This is a genomic window from Amycolatopsis sp. NPDC102389 (assembly GCF_044765885.1).
Taxonomy (GTDB): Bacteria; Actinomycetota; Actinomycetes; order Mycobacteriales; family Pseudonocardiaceae; genus Amycolatopsis.
In genome coordinates, this window is sequence record NZ_JBIWKX010000016.1 from 17,872 (window position 1) to 34,733 (window position 16,862).

6 protein-coding genes are annotated in these 16,862 nt (G+C 70.0%); all 6 read right to left on the reverse strand.

Annotated elements, in window-relative coordinates; genetic code table 11:
* Positions 1 to 4 precede the first annotated feature (4 nt).
* Positions 5 to 577 carry a hypothetical protein gene (locus ACIRGA_RS16480; RefSeq protein ID WP_400941804.1) on the reverse strand — a complete coding sequence of 191 codons (573 nt, stop codon included), beginning with the start codon at positions 575 to 577 and terminating at the stop codon, positions 5 to 7.
* Between the two features lie 19 nt (positions 578 to 596).
* Positions 597 to 15,320, reverse strand: a complete 14,724-nt coding sequence (locus ACIRGA_RS16485) for a toxin glutamine deamidase domain-containing protein (RefSeq protein ID WP_400941806.1) — start codon at positions 15,318 to 15,320, stop codon at positions 597 to 599.
* A 15-nt stretch (positions 15,321 to 15,335) separates the two neighbouring features.
* On the reverse strand, positions 15,336 to 15,662 hold the full coding sequence (locus ACIRGA_RS16490) for a hypothetical protein (protein WP_400941808.1): 327 nt from the start codon (positions 15,660 to 15,662) through the stop codon (positions 15,336 to 15,338).
* Entirely contained in the window at positions 15,659 to 16,024 is a 366-nt protein-coding gene (locus ACIRGA_RS16495) for a YbaB/EbfC family nucleoid-associated protein (RefSeq protein WP_400941810.1), read from the reverse strand. The genes ACIRGA_RS16490 and ACIRGA_RS16495 overlap by 4 nt, the downstream gene beginning before the upstream one ends.
* 146 nt (positions 16,025 to 16,170) lie before the next feature.
* Positions 16,171 to 16,473, reverse strand: a complete 303-nt coding sequence (locus ACIRGA_RS16500) for a hypothetical protein (RefSeq protein ID WP_400941813.1) — start codon at positions 16,471 to 16,473, stop codon at positions 16,171 to 16,173.
* 14 nt (positions 16,474 to 16,487) lie between these two features.
* Complete coding sequence (locus tag ACIRGA_RS16505) at positions 16,488 to 16,808, reverse strand: hypothetical protein (RefSeq protein ID WP_400941815.1); 321 nt, start codon at positions 16,806 to 16,808, stop codon at positions 16,488 to 16,490.
* Positions 16,809 to 16,862: the final 54 nt, after the last annotated feature.

A 16,862-nucleotide genomic window follows, 5' to 3' on the forward strand; every position in this document is an offset into this window, starting at 1 on the left:
TGCCCTAGCGGGGTTCCGCTTCGATACCGGTCAGCTCACCGAACGCGGCCACAGTGGACGCTGGATCGTCGTAGGTCACCAGGTCGACGCCGGGCTCGGTGAACGGGCGCGAAGCACGCAAGGCGACCCGTTGCCCGGTGCGCAGTCGCAGGATCAGCACCCGCACGTCGCCGGCACCCGGCGGCTCCTGGGCGAAGACGCGGTTCAGCGTGGCTCCGATCTCCCGCTCGGTCAGCGGGACACGCGCGATCACGGGCGCGGCCCGCAAGGCGGCCCACTCGCCGGTGCCGCTGGTCGAGTAGGGCGGTTCGGGCCACGGCCCGCGGTCGTCGAGGGCCCGCACCAGCCGGGCGAGGAAATCGCGGGTGGCGTCCTCGTCGTCCGGTTCGCCGGCTATCCGTTCCCCGGATCCGAGGGCCTCCGTGGCCGCCCGGTGGTAGTCCGCCACGGGGAGCGTGAAGAACCGTTGACGGATCAGCTCGTCCGCGACCCGCCCGACGAACTCGTCGTCCACCCGGTGCCGCAGGTCTGCCGCGTAGGTGAGCTGATTGACGTATCCACGCCACGGGAACCGCACTTGCCTGGTTTCCTTCCGTCTAGAACTGGTGACCGATGTCCACCTGGGAGACATCCACGCCTTGCTCGGCAAGGACGTTCAGCCCGGTCGTCAGCTGCTCCTTCTCCGGCTGATAGTGCCCGCTCTCACGGGTCAGCTTGGTCAGCCTCCCGTTCACCACTTCGATGTGGCCGGCCATGGCGACCGGCGCCCCGGCGAGGAAGCTGGAATGGTGCAGCCTGCCCGAGACCCAGGTCAGTGACACGTACAGGTTCCCTTCCGGATCCATGGCGAAGATCGACTGTTCGAACGGCCCTGTGACGGCGGGCGTGTTCAGCGGGGATCCGTCCCGCGCCCAATAGAGCCTGCCGTCCCGTACGAAGACCCGATGTTCCTCCCTGCGCTCGGGCGAAAAGTACTCGACGACGTCGGGAGCGAACGCCCGGTCGGAATCGTTCGGATCGTCCTCGCCCCGGAAGGACGCGCGAAGTTCCGAGGCGGGCAACGGTTCGTCACGGTGCAGCGGGCCGGGAACGTCCTCGATCGGGATCCGGTCGGCCTCGGGTTCGGCGGGCTCCGGTTCCGGCTCCTGATTGATCACCTCGTCGATACGGGGCGGGAGCGGATGGAAGGTCGTCGGCGGCAGGTTCAGGAAGTCGGGGGACGGCCCGTCAGGATCGATCCCGGGGTCACCTGCTCCGCGTCCCGCCGGTCGATCCGGATCGTCCGCCGGTCGGTCCCCCGCTGGTCCGGGGTGGCGAATTCCAGGCCGAGGATCCGGATCCACGCGCCCGTCGTCCCGTGCCGGAGGTTCGAACCGCTCTCCAGTGTGCCTTGGCGCAACCGGCCGGTCACCAGGATCCCGTCCCGGCCCGGCAGATCGAAGGTCTTCTCCACCTCGAACATCGTCGTCGTCATGATTTCGGAACCTTTCCAGGGCGGGCGCTTCACTGGCTTCCGCCTCTTCTTCGAGACTCTCGCGCGTCTGCTCGGTCGGCGTGATCCCGGCGCGAAGCTGGCGCACGTGCGTCATCTCGTGTGCGAGCACCGCCACCAGGGTCTCGACGTCGGCGAAACTGGCGGGGCCGAGCCAGATTGCCGTGCCCCCGGACTCCGGTGGGGTGGACGCACAAGCGCCCACTTCGTCGAAGTACTCGATCACTTCGGGCGCCTCGACCAGCTGGACGTGAACGCCGGTCAGATCGATCCCGGCGGCTTCGGCCGTGCGGGCGACGGTCTCCTGGGTACGCGGCAGGCCGTCGCCGCTGTCGAGGATGTCCTGGTTGCTCCGGGCGGCCCGGCGGCTGAACAAATCGGGAGCCGGGCCGGGATCCCGGGCCGCGAGCACTTCGAATCCGGTGGAGCCCGCCTGGCGCAGCACCACGTCCGCGCCGATCCCGACCAGCCCCTCGGCCAGCCGCGGAGTGAGCCCCTCGGCGAACAGGTACACCAGTCTGGCACCGGGCGGGGCCGCCGCCCGATCCCGGATGATCCGGCCGGACAAGGCATCGAAGCTCGGGGCGCCGGATGATCCGGCGCTCACCACGTCGATCCGTACCGCCGTCCCATCGGCCAGCGTGCCGTGCAGGACGGTGGGCCGACCGGCGTCGACGCCTTCGATCACCAACCCGGGCAACGCCAGTTCGGCCAGCCTCCCGCCGTCCACTTCGCCCAGCGCCCACGCGACCTGGCCGGGATCGGTGGAGGGAACGGGCACGTCGAGCGCCGGCGGCGATTCGACCGGGCGGCCGGGCCGTTCCGGCAGGTTGTTCTTCGCCGCCTCGCCATAGGTGATCGGAAGCAGGGAGATCGAAAGTGGATGGGCCGGCAACAACATCAAGGTTCCGGGCACCGGGGACAGGAACACGACCCCGCCCTCGGTCCACCGCACCAGGCCCCACTTCTCCACGATCTCTCCGGATCGGGGATCGGCGTAGGTCAGACGCAGCGCGGCGGTCGGCGGCAGCGGGGAGGGACTCGACGCGGCCCACCACGCATCGTAGATTTCGTCGATGACACTGTCGTAGCTGTCGTGAGCTTCCCAGGACCCCTGGAGTTCCTCGGCGACATAGGTTTCCCCGTCCACCCGCCCCATGTCTTCGGGCCGGACCGGTTCGACCCTCATCTCCTGGCCGAGCATGCCTCGGAAATAGCCGACGACGGCCTGCGGACCGTTGGTCCGCCAGCCTTCCTCGTAGGCATGGGGACTGGCGAAGTTCGGATTGACCTCGCGCAGCAGCGGGTGATGGTTTTCGATCTGCCAGGCCTGCTCGGCCGGCGTCACCACCCCCGCGTGGATCGACGGCAAGGCGTTGACCTCGCTCGTCCTCGCCAGCGGCGAGAGCTCGGGCATCCGGAAGTACTTCAGGGCCTCCGGATGTTCCTGCGCCCACCGCACCAGCTCGGGATCGTAGGTCGCCCCGGCCGAGATCTGCCGTGCGCTGTGCACCATGCCGTACGCCGTCTCGATCAACGACATCCAGCGCGTCAGGCCGGACGCCGGACGCGGCGGGCCGTTCACGATGTTCGTCGCCGCCGTCACGATCCCACGGGTATGCCGGTGCCACGTGGGCTCGACGCTGGGCGGGATCATCCCGCGGGTCAGCGCCGCGACATCGCGGTACACCTTCCAACGGCGACCGGCCGCGGTGGTGCCGCGCGCGGGCGGGGCGCCGGTCGCCGGGTTCGGCGCGGGCACCGCGGCGTCCGCTCTCCCCGGACCGTCCTGTTCGGACGGATCCGGGTTGATCACGTCGTCGATGCCTTTCGGCGCGGCGGGATCCTTGTGGAGCCGGGCGAACTGCTCACGGGCCGAGGCGATCGCCTGCGCGTAGGCGTTGCGCAGCAGGAAAGGCACCGGACGGCCGGCCCACCGGCGAGCCTCCTCACCGTTGTCCTCGGTGATGAGCACCCGGAATCCGTCGCGGTAGCCTGCCAGGTCGGCGAACAGGGTGACCTGCCCGTCGATGAAGTAGACCTCACCGTCCAGATTGGCCACGTTGAACAGATGCGTGACGCCCGCACGCTCACCGTGCACGATCGCGCGGGCACCAGGCCCGAGATCGCGCAGCCGTCGCGCCACATCGTTGGCCGACGCCATCGGGACGAACCGCGCCCCGGCGACCCTCGCCGCCATGGCGACCCGGTCGGCCCAGCCCTCCCGGCCGGTCAACCCGGCCAGCGTGCGCGGCGGAATCGCCCGTCCCGGCGGCCTGCCCGCCGCCCGGTCGGCGAGGTGCCGGTCGGTGAGCACGGCCGCCACCTGGCAGGGCACCATCTCGCCGGGTTCGCCGCCGACCGCGTCCTGCAGGCCCGGCAGCAGCTGACGCACCTGCTGCGGGGTGCTGTTGCCCTGGTGCACCCCGTCGAAGAGGTCATCGAGCCGCAGCGGGTTCTCGGCGAGCTCGTTGTACTGCTGGATCGCCTCGACGAGTTCGTTGCGCGCCATCACTTCCGGGCGGGTCTGCCCGGTCGCGGCCGCCCAGTCCCCGGCCCTGGTCAGCCGGTCCGCGGCGGCACCGATGGCCTCCAGTGCCACCAGCCGGTCCGGCAGTGTGGTGAGCTCGCCCGGTTGTTCCAGCAGACGCAGATAGGCCGCGTCGGCGGCGGCCTTGAGCTGTCCTGGCACCGAGAACGGAGCGGCGTCGGCCGACGGTACGGCGGGCGCCATCTTCCTCATCAGGCCGGCGATCTGCCTCGGATGCCACCACTGCCGCTGCCCTCCGGGCTGGTCCGGGGACTCGGCGAGACCACGGTCCAGCAGCCGGAACAGGTATCGCTCGAGCGCGTCGGCCCTGGCCCGCGCCTCGGCCCTCCGCAGCTCGGCGGCGGGCCCGGCGGCGGCGTCCTCGGCGGCGAATTCCCGTTCCGTCAACGATCGGTGGAACAACGGGATCAGCGTTTCGGCCGCCGCGGCCACCGCGTACGGGCCCAGTCCGCCGATGCCGAACAACGTGAAGCCCGCGGTGGTGGCGCCGAGGGAGGCGGAGGCGATCACCATGTCGGCGGTCAGCCAGGTTTTCGACGCGAGCCACGGCGGCGGATTCCCGTCGGGCTCGGCGTCCGGCTCCGATTCGGGCACGGGCATCCCGTGCTCGTCCAGGCCGTGCTCGTCCAAAAAGTGGCGAAGTCGTTCGCGGTCCGCCCGCTGTGGCGCGGTTTCGGCGAGCCGGTTCAGCGCCGCGTGCAACACCCGGGTGCGCAGCTCGCTGTGCTCGTCCACCTTCTCCAGCAGGTCGTGCAGCCTGCGGGTGTGCTCGGCCTCCTGCGCCGCCTGATACGCGCTGTGCCCGGTCACCCCGCCGGCGATGGTGCCGACGATCGCTTGGATCACCCCGAGCCCGAGGTATTCCAGGTAGCCGGTGAACATCGCGGACAGCCAGGTCGGGTCGGACGTGTCCGGCAGATTCCGGTCCGGGAGGCGGTAGCCGATCGGCGGTAGCGCCGAGTCGTTGCCCACGCCGGAGAAGGTCGCCAGCGGGCTCGCCCGGTGCCCGGGTCCGCTCGACTCCTCCGGTTCGGGCGCTGGGACGTCCGCCAGCCTTTCCTCGATCAGATCGAGGAAGGCGTGACCGAACTCGGCCAGCTCCCGTTCGTTGTCCGCGGTCGCCTGATCGGCCGCGTCCAGCCGTTCCGCGGCCCGTGCCACCCGCTCGTCCTGGCGATGCCGTCCCCGGAACGCCTCGGCGAACGCCCCGAACACGGCGGGCGCCCAGAGCGTCGCGAGCAGCGCGCCGGCCATCATCGGCTGCATACCGATCGAGGCCATCGCGAGCGTGCCCAGTGATCCGGCGGAGACACCGGCCGCCCGGCGCACCGCGTACGGCGTCAGCCCGACGTACTCGGCGTCCGGGCGCTCGATTCCGGACGCTTCCGGCTGTGCCGTGGCAGGGGCCTCCGGCGACGATGTTCCACTCCTAAGCCGGCCGGAAATCGCGGTCCAGCGGTCGAAAAGCGGGCGGAAAAGGGCCTCCCGCCTGGCCGCGGCCCGCTCGGCGACCGCCCGCTCGACGGGGGCTTTCGCCGCGTTCTCCGCGTTGACCTCGCGGGCCACGACCGACCGGTCGTAGAGGCCGGCCGCCAGCGAGCGCGCTGCCGCGCCGCTGATCATCGCGGCCGCGACCACCGGCGCGGTAGCCACGATGGCGCCGCCGAAAGCGACCGACGACGTGCTGCCGGCGAGAAGCCGGGTGATCGCGTAGTCGAGTCTGCTCGCATAGCCATCGGGCGCCGGTGCGTACCGGCGCACCACCTCGCGCATCCGCTCGTCCGGGAGCGCGGCAAGCCGCCGCGCGGCGCCCGGGTCGCTCGGCCGCAAGCCCATGTCCGCGATCAGCGCCCGTAGTGCGGTGCTCAGCCCGGATCGCCGCAGTGGCAGTGGGTTGCCGGCCAGCGCGCTACCGAACGCCAGCAGCTGCGCGGCCCGCCCGTGATCGGCCGGGCTCAGCAACGGGTCCGCGGCGGGATCGGCGGTGGCGCTGAGGAAGTCCTCGCCGTGCGGCGTCCCGGCCAGCTCGGCCGCCGCCGCACCCAGCGCCCTCGCGACCGCGTCCCGCGTCACGTCCCCGGTGGCGAACTCGGAGATCTCGATCTCCAGCGAATTCTCCGTGCTGTCCACTCTGTACTCGGCGACCTGGCCAAGACCCGGCGTTCCCGCCAGCACGGTGACGTCGAACGTGTTCCCGGCCGGGCCGGTGACCACGTACCTGCCGCTCGCGGAGCGCTCGACCGCCCGCATACCGGCGTCGGGCACCGCGCGCCCCAACGCGTGCCGAGCATCGGCGCGCACACCGACGGGATCGGGATTCTTCTGCGACGGCAACGAATCCGAGGCCGGCACACCGACGGGACCGGCGCCCGGCGGAGGCGTGCGGGGAGTGGTCGTCCCGCCGTGCGGATCCGGTGGATTCGTCCCGGGGTCCGGCCGGTTCGACGGGCCTGCCGGACGTGGGGGCGTCGGTGGCGTCGGCCCCGGCGACGGCGCGCCGCCTGGATCGTCATCCGGTGTATCAGGATCGTCGGGATCGTTTTCGGGATCACTACCCGGATCGATAAGCTTCGGTGCCGGTGGCGTGCGCGGCAGGCTCAGGTCGACGGCCGCGCCGACGCCGAGCACCGGGATGCTGGACGTGTAAACGATTCCCGAGGGAGTTCGCGCCTCGTACGCCTCGTACGCCCGGTTCAAGGCGGCTCGCACGACGTAGATCACCGGGCCGGACACGGCGAGCGCGGTGCCCGCGGCGGCGACCAGCGGCGCCGAGGACAGGCCCATCAGGCCCAGCCCGACCAGCGAGGACGCGGTGATCCAGAGGGCTGCCGGGCCTTTGCGGGCGGCCTGGCGGCCGAGCCGGAGCTCCAACTCGGCACCGAGTTTGGAGATGTAGAGGGTGGCGCCGGTCAGGGTCGTCGCGGCGAGTGCCTTCAGCCACTCCCCCTGACTCGCCTCGAGCGCGACCAGCATGCCGTTGGCCACGGTCAGCACCGGGAACGCGAGTGCGTTCTGAATCCTGCGGTACAGCGGCCGGAGCGCGTTGTCGTAGCCGGCGATCCCCCCGATGGCGTTGGACAGCGCGGTGGAAAGGAACAGCCCGTCCGCGATCGCGTAGGTCCCCGCGACCGCGGCCGCCAGCCCGGTCAGGCTGGTCGCTTGGGCGAGGTGGACCGGGAGATTGACCAGGAAGGTGCCGGCGAGGCCGGCGGCCATCAGCTTGCCGAGCTTGCCCGCGTGCGGGTTCATCTTGTTCATCGACTCGGGTGCGGCGCCGTACGGCCTGCCGACCTCGTTCAGGTAGCGCGAAACCTCGAGGCTCACGTCTTCCTGGCGCTGCGACGGGCGTTCGCCGATCGCCAGCGGGGTGTGGATGATGGCCTGCAGGTTGATCAGGAACTGCCGGGTTCTCACGTCGACTTCGCCCCGCACCTCCTCAAGGACGGTGTCGAACCAGCCGAGCGGATTGACGTCGTACTCCAGGTAATCCCGGATCATCCTGGCGAGTGCCTCGGCCGACCGCTGGTCCAGCCTGCCGCGTTCGAGCATCCCTTCCAGGCTCACTCGGTTGCTCTGGGCGTGCCCGGTCTTCGCGATGTTGAGCATCCCGCGGACGACGAAGGCCGCGTTGCCCGCCACGATGCTCACCCCCGCCGACAGCGCGAAGGGAACGCCCATCGTCGCGCCGACCCCGAGAATGGTCGCCGCGGCGGCCCCGGCCACCGCCCAGCCCTTCAGGTCACGTCCTAGCCAGGCCGAGCGCAGCCCGGCGATCTTCTCGAGCGCCGCGAGCTGTTTTCGTTCGGTCCTCTCCACGCTCTCGATCAGCGACGCGAGCATGGCGTCCCGTTCGGCGGGCGCCAACGGCAGCGTGGCGAGCCGGCCGGGGGTCATGGCAAGTCGCGCACGGGAGATCTCTCCCGCGGCCAGGGCCGCCCTGATGCGCTCGCCCGCCATCAGCGCCTGGGTGGTGACCGGGCGGCTGAGCAGCTTGTCGGCACCGCTCACCGGTCGCAGCCCACCGCGTTCGACCCAGCGCTGCTTCAGCTTCTCGAAAGCGGATTTGACCCCGGCCGCGGTTTCCGTGGCGGAGATCCTGGCCGCGGCCGCCTGCAGTCGCAGCGGATTGGCGTTCGCGTCGCGTCCGGGATCGGCGGCGGTGTACCAGAGTTTCATCGTCCGCAGTTGTGGATTCGCCAGCCATGGCTGGTCTTTCGCGCGTTGTTCGTCGGTGAGGTCCAGCCCGGACAACGGGCCGCGCGGCTGATAGGCGGGGTCCGCGACCCAGCCCTCGGCGATTCTCGCCTCGACCCATTCGTCCACCTTGCGCTGCCAGTGCGGGCCGAACGACTCGATGAACCCGTCCCAGGCGCCGGACAGGAGCTCGTTGAACACGAACGCGGTGACCCGCTGCCCCGCCTCCTCGTGCAGCCGGGCGAAGTTGCCGTGCAGGATCTTCGCGACCGCCGCTTCCCCGCCGGGCCTGCGCGCGGCCTCGGCGAACAGTGGATCCATCTCGTTGCGGTGGCGGACATAGTGCGCACCGGGTTGCGGATTCACCGTGTCGGTACCGAAGATGAGCCGATCCTGGTTCACGATCAGGAACCGGATCAACGCCTCCCGGACCTCGGGAGCCGCTTTCGCGTGCTGCGCGAGGACGTTCCAGGAGATGTCCATGGCGGTGTTCGTGGTGTCGAGCAGCCACTGCAACCGCTCGATGTGTTCGACGGTGAGGGTGGTCCAGTGCCCGAGGCCGAGATGCGCCCAGATCACCTTCGCGCCGGCGAGGCTCTCCTGCTGGAGGAGGTAGGCCATCGGGCCGAGGTTGCGCCCGTCGGACGGGCTCGCCACGTACATCCCGTTGCCGCGCAACCTGGCCAGGCCCATGTCGTCGTGCAGGATCAGCACCTGCCCGGTGGCGGCGATGGTCTCCAGCAGTTCGACGGTGTTCGGGTTGTACATCTCCGGCGCGTTGTCCGGCAAGCTCCGCAGTTCGGCGTGCAGCCCGGCCGCTTTCAGCAGCGCCTTGATCCGACCGGCGTTCTCGATGAGCGAGTCGTAGAAGTCCATTTCGGTCAGAGCGTTCGGGCTGCCGTCCACCGGGAACAGCTCGGCCATCGTCGATCCCTCGGCCAGGTACGCGGCGAAGAACTCCGGCCCGATCCGTCCCTTGTGGATCGATTCCTGCACGAGTTCCGCCGCGGCGAGCAGCTTCCCGAAGTAGTCGACCCACTCCGGGTTGATCACCTCGCTCGCCTGCCGCCCCAGCATCGACTGGACCATTTCCTTCACGAAAGTGGTCTCGGCGAGGTAGCGGGCCGCATCGCCGAACAGGACCGCCATCGCCATCAGGTAGCCGCCGACCCCGGGAATGTCCACCCTGGCTCCGGAGACACCGGGGAACCAGTGTGACTTCTGCTCTTCCGACATCCGGTCGCGCGCGGAGAAGAACCGCAGGTCGGAGAGCTGGCCGTGCAGGCCCAGCATCTTCTTGCCGAAGACGGTGGCCATCCGGACCACGTTGGTGAGGGCGTAATAGAAGGAACCGCTGGAGCCACCGATCACGCCGAGCCCGCTCTGCGGAATCGGCGACGCCACCAGGATGTTCGGCAGTCCCTGCCCGATCAGCCAGTTCACCAGCTCCCGATAGTCGACGTTGGCGGCGTCATACCCCTTCGGATGCATGTGGACGTCGTGGAAGAAGTGGACGGGGCGGGGCTTGCCGAGTCGAAGCGCGAGTTCCTCCTCGACGCCTAGCTCCATGGCTTTCGCCACGTAGTCCGGGCTGTCCGGATCGAGTGCGGCGAACTGGGCGCCCCGGCTCGGGGCGAGGGCGTCACGGCCCACGACCCGGTCACCCACTCCGATCAGCCAGCCGCGGGCGTCGACGTAGGCGTCCACCACCGGCTTTCTGTTTCCGGGCAGGTTCTCCGCCCGCCGGGTGATGCCGGCAACCTCGCTGTCGAGGAGCTTGGCAATCCTGCCTATCTCCACATTGGACAGTCCTCGACCGGCCGCGCGTTCGATCGCCGGAACCAGCGCCCGGACGTACTCGGCGTGCGCCTCGGTGCGAGCGGCGTCGGCCACGCGCATCCGCTCGATCGCCCGCTCCAGCCGGTCCTGCCGCGCGGCGACCTCGGCCCGCACGTCCTCGGTGGTTCCGTTCGATGAAAGACCGGGCTCGGCACCCGGCAGCAGCCGGTGCGCGGCCGCGTTCTCGACCGGCAGGCCCAGCGCTTCGGCGACGTCGGCCCGGTCACCCGTGGCGAGCAGATGCGGCACCCAGTCGGTCAGCGCGCGCATGTCCTCCCTCGCCGCCCGCAACTCGGCCATCGCGGAGTGGTAGACGACTTCCGCCGCATACCGTGGTTCCTCCACCGCCCGGGTCGCGGCGGCGAGCGCGGCACGGACCCCCATGAGATCCCGAACGCTCCGGCCGCGCGGGCGCGCCGGTTGCGGTACCGCCGGATCGCCCTCCGGGGCGACCCGCGCCCTGGTGGCCACCGACCACAGCTCGGCGACCTGCCGGGCGGCGGCCCGGCGGCGTGCCCATTCCGGTAGCCCGTTCGCGACCGCCTCGTCACCGATTCGCGTCATCTCGGCCAGCGCGGCGTCTCTGGCCCGCTGCCATTCCCGCTCCGCGAACTCCAGTTCCATCGCCGTGTCTTCGGTCTGCCTCAGCAGCTCCTCGTAATGTGTTCGCGCCTTGGCGAGGATCTCGGAGAAATCGTCCAGTTCCTGGATCGACGGCATCAGCTCACGCGGCACGCGCGAGCGCACCGAAGGATCGGCCACCATCGCGGCGACCATCGCCGATGACATCCCGTAGGCCGCCGCCACGGCGTCGATCAGCTGGTCCTGCCCGATGCTCGTGAGCTCGATTCCACGCTGGACAAGCCATTTGACGTCCGGAAGCCGGTCATCGAGGCGTGCCGCGGCCCTGGCATACCGCTCCAGTGCGTGTGTCAGGGCCAGCTTCTGGGGCCGTGAGGCGCGGCCCACCTCGATCAGCGCGTCGATCAGCGCCAGGCCCTTGCGCAGGTGCAGACCGGTGAAGGTGATCCGCGCGAAGGTGAGCCGGCCGTTGCGCTCGGCGGGCTGGTGCCGCGTTTCGATCGGCGGCGAACCGGTGGTGGGCAGCAAGGTTTCCGGTTCGAACAACGCGCGGGTGAAGGTATCGTCGCGGTGTACGTCCAGAGCGGACGGTTCGGTGCCCGCGGCCAGGTGGTAGCTCTGCACCACCACCGGCGATCCCGGTTCGTCCGAGGGATTCAGCTCGAGGGTGAGGGCCGGGACCGTCGACCCCGCGTAGTGGGACCGCCCACCACCGTTCTCGCCGCGCCCGTCGAGGCTGAACGGAACACCGGCGCGGAGCTGGTACCGGCCGAAGTGATCACCGAGAATCTCTTGCTGCCGGGCGAGAACGTCGTCCGCGAAGATCTCCCTGACGAACCGCTCGCGCCTGCCGGGAGTCATCGTGCCGTCGCGGATCTCCTTCCGGACCTGCCAAGCCCGGTTCCGCGACGACTCCGAATTCATCGTGGGTGCTTCGCCACGAGCCAGCCGTTCGAACTCTTGGATCGCGTTGTCGAACGCTGCCCGCAGCGCGGGGGCGATCCGGGTCCGGACCCGGGCGCCGTCCAGGATGCGTTCCACATCGCGCGGGCGCAGCGGCCTCGAGTCGGCGGGCAGCAGGCCGTGTTCGAGCAGCAACAATCGGAGGTCGTTCCAGGCCAGCCGCGATTTGCCGATCAACGCCCGCAGTGCGCGCTCGCTGTGCCTGCTCGAAGCCAGCTCGGCATCGGTGAGGTCGCCGCCCGGGCTCGGATGGGTATCCCGCGCCGGGTTCTCCGGATGGTAGAAGCGTTGTGCCGCGGCCGACGGCGGTTCCGGCGCGGGCGGCCCCTGCCGGGTCCCGGGAGGTGTCTGGTCCGGCGGCGGCGCGGGTGGCGTCCGTGGTGTCTGCGCGTCCTCCGTTCCCTTGGCCGCGACCTCGATGAACACCTGGAAACCGTCGTACTGGATGACCAGGTCGGCGCCGTTCTCCACGGCTTTCGCCGCGAACCCGGGTTCGACCCGGTTGGTGGCGAGCAGAACGATCTTCGGGCCGGGCCCGGCAAGTTCCCGTTGTTTCGCGGTCTGATCGAGGTCGTGCTCGACCAGCGCGGTCCTGTCCTTGACCTCGAAGCGGACCTCGGTGCCGTTCCCGAGCTCGCCGCGAATGTCGATGTCGGTGCCGTCGCTGTTCCTGGCCTCCGTACCGGCCCGTCCGTCGTCGTCCACCGGCACCTCGAGCCCGGTGATCCGCAGTCCGGGCAACCCGATCTGGTCCAGCAGGTGCCCGTCCAGCTTGGCCAGCGCCAGCGCGACGTCGGCCGCGGCGTACTTCGCGCGGACGTTCTCGTAGTTGGAATCGAGCGCGGTCTTCGGGATCTGGGTGTTGCCGTCCAGCAGCCGCCGCGCCTTGCCCAGCTCTTCCCGCAGCCCCTCCGCGGCGGCCCGGACGTCCACGCCGAGCGCGGCGAGCTCGTCCAGCTTGGCCTGGATTTCCGCGGCTTCGAGCAGGAGGCCCTTGCCCCGGCCCACCTTGGCCAGTTCGGCCGGAGTCGCCGCGCCTTCGAGCCGTTTCCTGGCAGGGATCCGGTCGGCCAGCGCCGCCACCTGCTCGGCGAACGCGGCGAGCTGGTCGGCACTCATCGCGGAGACGCGCTCGGCGAGCGAAGTCCCCTTCGGCCCGGCGGACACCCGTGCGGCGAGATCGGTCAGCCGCTTCACCAGTTTGTCCGGATTCATCTTGGCCGCGAGACCCGCGACCGCTTCCCGCGCCGAGGGCGACAACGCGTCCCATGCCTCGGCCAGTTCGGGCGGCCTGGCCAGCAGTGGTACGAGGCGGGCCAGAGTGGCCGAGGCCTCCGCCGGGTGCAGGCGGCCGAGCAGCTCGGACATCGCCTCCCTCGAGGCCGGGACCGCGCCCCACAACCGGTGCACCGTGGCCTCGGCGGCCAGCCGTTTACCCAGCTCCTGCCTCGCGACATCCGACATCTCGCCGAGGATCTCGCCGAGCGAACGGTCCATCCGGCCCGGCGAAAGGCGTGCCGCGAACTCATGCACTTGATCGGCCAGCGCGTCCGGATCGACCGAGCTCATCAGCTCGGTGATCGCCTGCCGCGCGGCCGGCGGCAACAGGTCCCACACGGCGGCGAGCCGCGGCGGCACACCGTCCGGGACGTCCGGCGATTCGCCGGTGCCTGGCGGCGGGCCGGGTGGCCGCCGGGGCGGCTCGGCGGGCGGGTCGCCCTGCGTACGCAGGGGTTCGGCGGCACGGCGCATCGTCGTATGGGCGGGCGCCGGGACCGGTTTGGCGGGCTGGGCAGGATTCGGCAGGCTGGGCTGCTGAGCCTGCTGGGCAGCCGCGGCGGCCGGAGCGGCGGCCAGCACCTGCCCAGTCTCGTTCGCGGGACGCCCACCGGCGTCTCCGGTTGGATCGTCCACTGTGGGCGCGGGCGCTTCCTCCTGCTGTTCCTCCGGTTCCCGAGTTTCGGATTCGGGCGGATTCGGGCCGTTGTCGCCGGGTTCCGGTGCGGTTTCGGCTTCCGGCTCGCCCTTGGCGGGCTTCGCGGTAGTGCCGTTGTTCGAGCCCACCTGCGTCGCGGCCTGCTGCTGAGCCGAACCGGAGTGAGGTGTAGCCGGTTGCGCCGCACCGGGTTGCGAGCCTGCCTGGGGCGTCGCGGCAGGCGTCGACGCGGTCGAAGCGCTCGCCTGTGCCGAGCCGGTCGACGTGGGGGCCGCCGCCGGTGCCGCGGTGGTCTGGGGCGTCGATGCGGCTGGAGCTGAGGTGACGGTAGCCGACAGCGTCGCACCGGGAGCGGCGACCGAGGCCGTGGCCGGAGTCGCACCGACGGTGGTCGCCTGCGGCACCGAACCGGCCCCCGGCTGCGACACCGAAGAACCGATCGTGTGCTGCCCCGTCGAGGAACCCACTCCGGCGTGCTGTCGCGCACCAGCGAGCGAATCGTCCATTGTGGACGCTGGGGTGGACCTGCCGTGGCCACCACCCTCCGCGCCAGGGGTACCGCCCAGTTCCGCCGTGGAGCCGGGCTGACCGGACGCGGTCCCGGACTCGCCCTGTCCCAGCCCGACGCCGCTGTCCCCTTGCCCCACCGCGGTGTCCGCGCCCTGCCCCGCACCGACGTCGGCCGTCTCAGGCGCTTTCACCTCGCCCGGCGGATCGATGGGTGGCGGACCGTCGGACGACGTCCCCATGTCCATCGGCGTGGCCGGCTTCTGCAGCCCGAGCTTCTCCCTGCCGAATTCCATCACCTGCTCGCCGGCGAGGTGCGTGTTCCCCCGGATCGGGCCGATCGCGGCCGAAGTGAGCCAGTTGTCCTTGATGGACTGGCCATAGCCGGCGAGGTCGGTGGGGATCCCGTTCCCGTCCATGACGCTTTGCGCGGCATAGCTGGAGATCGGCGAGGACACCGCGTTCGTGCTCGCCGAGCTGACCGCCGTCGTGGCGTGTTTGCCGAGGCCGCTGTTCAGTGCGTTCTTGACGCCCGGGTTCTTCCTGGCGAGAGCGCCGATGGCCTTGCCCGGCGCGCCGACGATGCCGCTGACCGGGGCGCCGATGGCACCGCCGAGCGCGTTGGTGGCGCTTTCCTTCCAGCTGAACCCGTCCTGATTGCCCTGCCAGATGTTCAGGCCCTGTTCGATGCTGTTGGTGATGACCTCGTCGGCCGCCTCGCGCGCGACGATCGTGACCAGCTTGCCGATCTTGCCGAATTTGTTCGCCGCCTGGGCGATCGACTTGGCGGTCGCCACCAGCTTGGCGATCCGCATCGCCATTCGCCCGGCGAACAGCCACTGTCCACCGGGGATCGCGGCCATAAGGGCGAACTCAACGCTGGCGTGGATGATCTCCGACCAGATCTGGTTGCGCACCCGCTCGATCTGATCCGCGTAGTTGTGGCAGAACGTCGCCATCTTCCGCATGCTCACGACGAGATCCCGGTGGCCGGACCCGCCACCGCCGTACTCGCCGTCGTTGGCCTCCTTGATCCGCGCCTGGACGAATGCTCCATTGGCGTCCGGCCAGGTCTCGCGAAGCCGGTCGTGGACGGCCGACGATCTGGTGATCGCGCCCTCCAGCAACGTCGCGGCCTTGTCCCACGCGTCACCGAGGTCGTCGGCCGCGTGCGGGTTGTCCGGCGGCCAGATGTCGTCGACGACGCCACCCATCCACTCCCACGCGGCGACCGTCATGCTCCACAAATCGGCCATCGTCGGTGTACCCGCTCAGGAACCGAGCTGGTCGGTCGCCTCGGTCTGCGCGCTCTCGTAGATCTTGACGCCCTTCTCCGCGTTGTCCGCCAAGTTGACGAAGTTGTCGTCGACCCCGTTCGCGCTCTTGATGAGGTCGGGGGTGTTGTCCGCGCAGTCCTGGAACGCCTCCCCCAGCTTCCCGAAACCCAGCAGCGGGGTGATGTCTTCGATGGCCTTGCGGCATTTCGCCCACTCGGTCTCGAAGTCGGTGCCCGCGGCCTTCAGGTTCGCCAGCTCCTGCCGGGTCGGCTCGAAGAAGATGTCGACCTTGCCGTCGTTGTTCCTGTCCACTCCGCTCATCGGCCGTAACCCCTCTCCGGCCGGTCCAGCCGGCGCAGCACCGGGTCGAACCGGAGATCGGCGGCGTCGGCGTCCATACCTGATGGGAGGAAACCGGCCGCGATGGCCAGTCCCTGTTCGGTCGACGACTCGACCGCCTCGTGGATGGTGTCGGTGATGTCCTTGGCCAGCGCTGCCGAGTCGGCCACGCGGTAGATGCGCGGATCGAGCGTCAATTCGAGAAGTTCACCGGCGCCACCGACGGTCGCGCTGATCAATCCGTCGTCGGATTCAGCGGTGGCCCGGATCTCGGCCATGCGCCGTTGCATGGTCCGCACATCTTCGGCCAGCTGTTCGTAGTCCGCGTACATGTCCGGCTCCACGGTTCCTCCCTTGACACCTAAGGCCAGTCTCGCCCGGGCGTGGGGGCTCGGGGCACGCCTGGCCGCTTCCGGCCAAGCACGAACCCTGCCGCCCCAAAGGAAACCCCGGCGGACCATGGCCCGCCGGGGTTTCGTCGTCTCGGCCGCTAGATGCCGATGATGTTGCTGACCTGCGTCTCGCACGTCTGCCCGATGTTCACGACATTGCCGTACGCCCCCGCGGTGCCGTGCGCGTCGTCCGCGTAAGAACCGGTGTTCTTGCAGACCTGAGCGTACTTGAGGCTCATCTCCTCGCTGTTGCTGCCGTTCCAAGCGAACCCCGCGACGTTGCGCATGGCACTCAGATCGTCCTCGGCCGCCTGGCCGAGGCCGGTGGCCATCTTGTTCATGTCGTCTTGGGCCGCGCTGACGATGTGGTACACGGTCTTGTAGTGGTCGTCCATCGACATGGGAAACCTCCTTGCTAAGACGGGTTGATGGCCTTGGCGATCATCGCCTGCTGGGCTTCGGCCGCGAACCCGCCCGAAACCTTGACGACCGAGTTCCCCGAGTCGACGAGTTGCTGGGCGAACGGCTGAACCTGATTGTTGAAGAGGTCGACACGGCCCATGTTCCCGGTGATACCTGCCTGCTTCACCCCGCCGCCCAGCCCCTCGCTGAGGGCATCGAGATCTCGCGCGGCGTGCGCGCGATGCGCGGCGAGCTGTTGCTGGATGCTTTGATCGGTCTTGTTGACCAGGTTCTGCACGACCGGTAATTGGATATCGACGCGACCGTCGCTCATACGTCCCTCTCTTCTCTTCCGAAGTGGACCCTTGCGCCTCAAGCTAGCCAGCGA

Coding starts and splice junctions, on each gene's coding strand:
- ACIRGA_RS16485 (WP_400941806.1), bottom strand. CDS start 15,320: ATGGCCGATTTGTGGAGCATGACGGTCGCCGCGTGGGAGTGGATGGGT.
- ACIRGA_RS16490 (WP_400941808.1), bottom strand. CDS start 15,662: ATGAGCGGAGTGGACAGGAACAACGACGGCAAGGTCGACATCTTCTTC.
- ACIRGA_RS16500 (WP_400941813.1), bottom strand. CDS start 16,473: ATGTCGATGGACGACCACTACAAGACCGTGTACCACATCGTCAGCGCG.
- ACIRGA_RS16505 (WP_400941815.1), bottom strand. CDS start 16,808: ATGAGCGACGGTCGCGTCGATATCCAATTACCGGTCGTGCAGAACCTG.